Origin of the sequence: Rhodopirellula maiorica SM1, from assembly GCF_000346295.1 — a bacterium.
Classification (GTDB): Bacteria; Planctomycetota; Planctomycetia; order Pirellulales; family Pirellulaceae; genus Novipirellula; species Novipirellula maiorica.
Map to the genome: position 1 here is coordinate 1 of NZ_ANOG01000051.1, position 2,479 is coordinate 2,479.

At 54.5% G+C, this 2,479-nt stretch carries 2 protein-coding genes and 1 pseudogene; 2 read left to right on the forward strand and 1 reads right to left on the reverse strand.

The window, feature by feature from the left end; genetic code table 11:
- Positions 1-127: 127 nt before the first annotated feature.
- On the reverse strand, positions 128-280 hold the full coding sequence (gene ykgO, locus RMSM_RS01715) for a type B 50S ribosomal protein L36 (protein ID WP_040763550.1): 153 nt from the start codon (positions 278-280) through the stop codon (positions 128-130).
- A gap of 278 nt (positions 281-558) precedes the next feature.
- Between ykgO and larC the strand changes: the two genes are divergently transcribed.
- Both larC and RMSM_RS01725 read left to right on the forward strand, forming a co-directional pair.
- Positions 559-1,788, forward strand: coding sequence for a nickel pincer cofactor biosynthesis protein LarC (gene larC / locus RMSM_RS01720; RefSeq protein ID WP_008690613.1), 1,230 nt, complete (start codon positions 559-561; stop codon positions 1,786-1,788).
- 236 nt (positions 1,789-2,024) lie between these two features.
- A pseudogene (locus tag RMSM_RS01725) lies at positions 2,025-2,479 on the forward strand (hypothetical protein); the annotation flags it as partial.

Consider the following 2,479-nt stretch of genomic DNA (forward strand, 5'->3'; position numbering starts at 1 on the left):
CCCAAAGTAGTTGGCATTGGGCGTAAGCCCGGGTCAAACATGGCGCATGCAAAAACGACCGGAGATGATCCGGTCGTTCATTTGAATGATCGTGGCAGCGCGTGATGGCTAAAACGCTGAAACGCGTTTAGCGACGAGCCTTTTTGACTTTGGCACCGCCTTGGCGGACCTTGAATTTAGGATTGCTTTTGCAAATCACGTAAATTCGGCCGCGGCGTTTGACTACTTGGCAATCGGGGTGGCGGTACTTTAGGGCGCCGATACTGCTGACAACTTTCATCGGATCGATCTCGTCGGACGTTTCGTATATTTTACATTTCACGCTACACAGCAGGCTGCTGGAGCGATTTTTCTACGTTAGCGAGGGCGGAGTATAACGTTTTCTCTTTTTCCTTCAACGGCAAACCGAGCGGATCCCAAGACGACAAGCCAGGTTCTTTTTACTATCCTCTGGCCACACGCCGTCCGAATCGCTCCCTTGTGGCGATTTCTCGTCCACATTTCGCACCGCATTTTCTTTACCTCCTGCCTTCCAAGCCCCCCAGGAATTCGAAATCCATGTCCAAAATCGCCTACTTTGACTGTCTCAGCGGAATCAGCGGCGACATGACGCTCGGAGCTCTCATCGATATCGGTGCTCAAACCGGCGAACTTGACGCAAACACGATCCAAACCGCCGTCCGATCAATGGGGCTCGGCGAAATCACGATTCAGTCGCATACGGTCAAAAAACATGGATTTCGCGCGATCAAAGTCGACATCGCGCATCCTCCCGAACACGCCCATCGGCATCTACACCACATCACCGAGATGATCGATCGCGCCGATGCGATCACGCCCGAAGCCAAACAATTAGCTCATAAAATATTCCTAGAATTGGCCAAAGCCGAAGCGAAGGTGCATGGTTCGACGATCGAAAAAGTGCATTTTCACGAGGTTGGTGCAATCGACTCGATCGCCGATATCGTCGGTACCGCAGTGGCGATGACCCATTTGGGAATCGAATCGATCGAGGCATCGGCCGTCCCCACCGGGTCGGGCACGATCACAATCGCCCATGGTCGCGTCGCCGTTCCCGCCCCCGCGACCGCCGAACTGTTAAAAGGCATTCCAATCGCCAGCTCGGATGTCCAAGCCGAACTGACAACGCCGACCGGGGCGGCGATCCTGAAAGCGACTGCAACGCGATTTGGTGCCATTCCGTCGATGAGTACGATTGCCGTCGGATACGGCGCTGGCAGCAAAGATTTGGAGGTCCAGGCCAACATTTTGAAGGTGATGCTGGGCGAGCGAACGCAGCAGACGGTGGCATCATCAGACACCGCACGCGATTACCCGCTGGAAACCGATCAAGTCGTTGTGTTGGAAACCAACATTGACGACGCGTCGCCGGAAACGTTGGCTTTTTGCGTCGATCGTTTGTTCGATGCCGGAGCGTTGGACGTGTTTCAAACCCCCTGCGTGATGAAAAAAGGACGCTTGGGCGTTGTTTTGACGACGGTATGTGACGCCGATCACGTCGATCGGCTCGAGTCGATCCTTTTCACTCATACCACGTCAATCGGGATCCGCCGACACACGTCGAACCGCCGCAAATTGGTTCGTCGCAGTGAAACGGTCTCGACCGAATTCGGCGCCATTCGCGGCAAGGTGGTCATCGTTCCTGGGGGCAGCGAACGGTTTGCGATCGAAGACAACGACGCCGTGATGATGGCGAAACAGCATGCCACCGACGTCAACCGAATTCGGGCCGCCGCGCAATCCGCTTGGCAAAGCCGCGACGCTTAGCCGCATTCCCCGTGATCTCTTAATAACGCGCCGCGACTCTAGCGGTTACCATGCCCCCTACTCGCAGCAGCACCAGCCCACCCGCATTAACGAGTCCACTGTTGGATTCGCTATGACATGCCGCACAACGGGTGCATTTATGAGTACATCTGCCCCTCTTGGGTTATTCTTGACGCAGGACGGAATGAAGTTGCAGACGTTGGCAATCCTGCAATTAAACTAGGTGGGAAGGCCAGATGGCTCCCCTTGTTTTGCGTATACTTATAGAGGAACGCACCTCTTTTGTAAGCGCTTCCGACCTCTCGCCGCATCGTCCTCATCCGGCTCGATTCCGCTATTTATGTCAGTTAATTGAAAACGTAGGGAACGCGATTTCCATGGCGTCTGTCACCGATCCAGATCCGCTGCATCATCCAGATCCTCTCGTCTCCAACGCGATGATTGAGGACGATGTGTATGAAGAGCCGAATCCCAGACGGCGATTTTTGATCTTCAGTGCAATGCCCGCCTGGGCGGTCAGCACATTTGTTCACGTCATCATTTTGTTGGTCCTTGGATTGGTATCGATCGGAGATCCGGTCAGGGTAGTGAACGTATTGTCAGCGTCCGCTACAGCCGAAGACGGCCCCGAAATGGAAGAGTTTGCGATCGAGCAACTCGATCCGGGCGAGGTGGCCGAAATGGAAGAGAT

What these genes read in the sequence shown, in the direction of transcription:
- ykgO (WP_040763550.1), bottom strand. Translation starts at nt 280, where the DNA reads ATGAAAGTTGTCAGCAGTATCGGCGCCCTAAAGTACCGCCACCCCGAT.
- larC (WP_008690613.1), top strand. Translation starts at nt 559, where the DNA reads ATGTCCAAAATCGCCTACTTTGACTGTCTCAGCGGAATCAGCGGCGAC.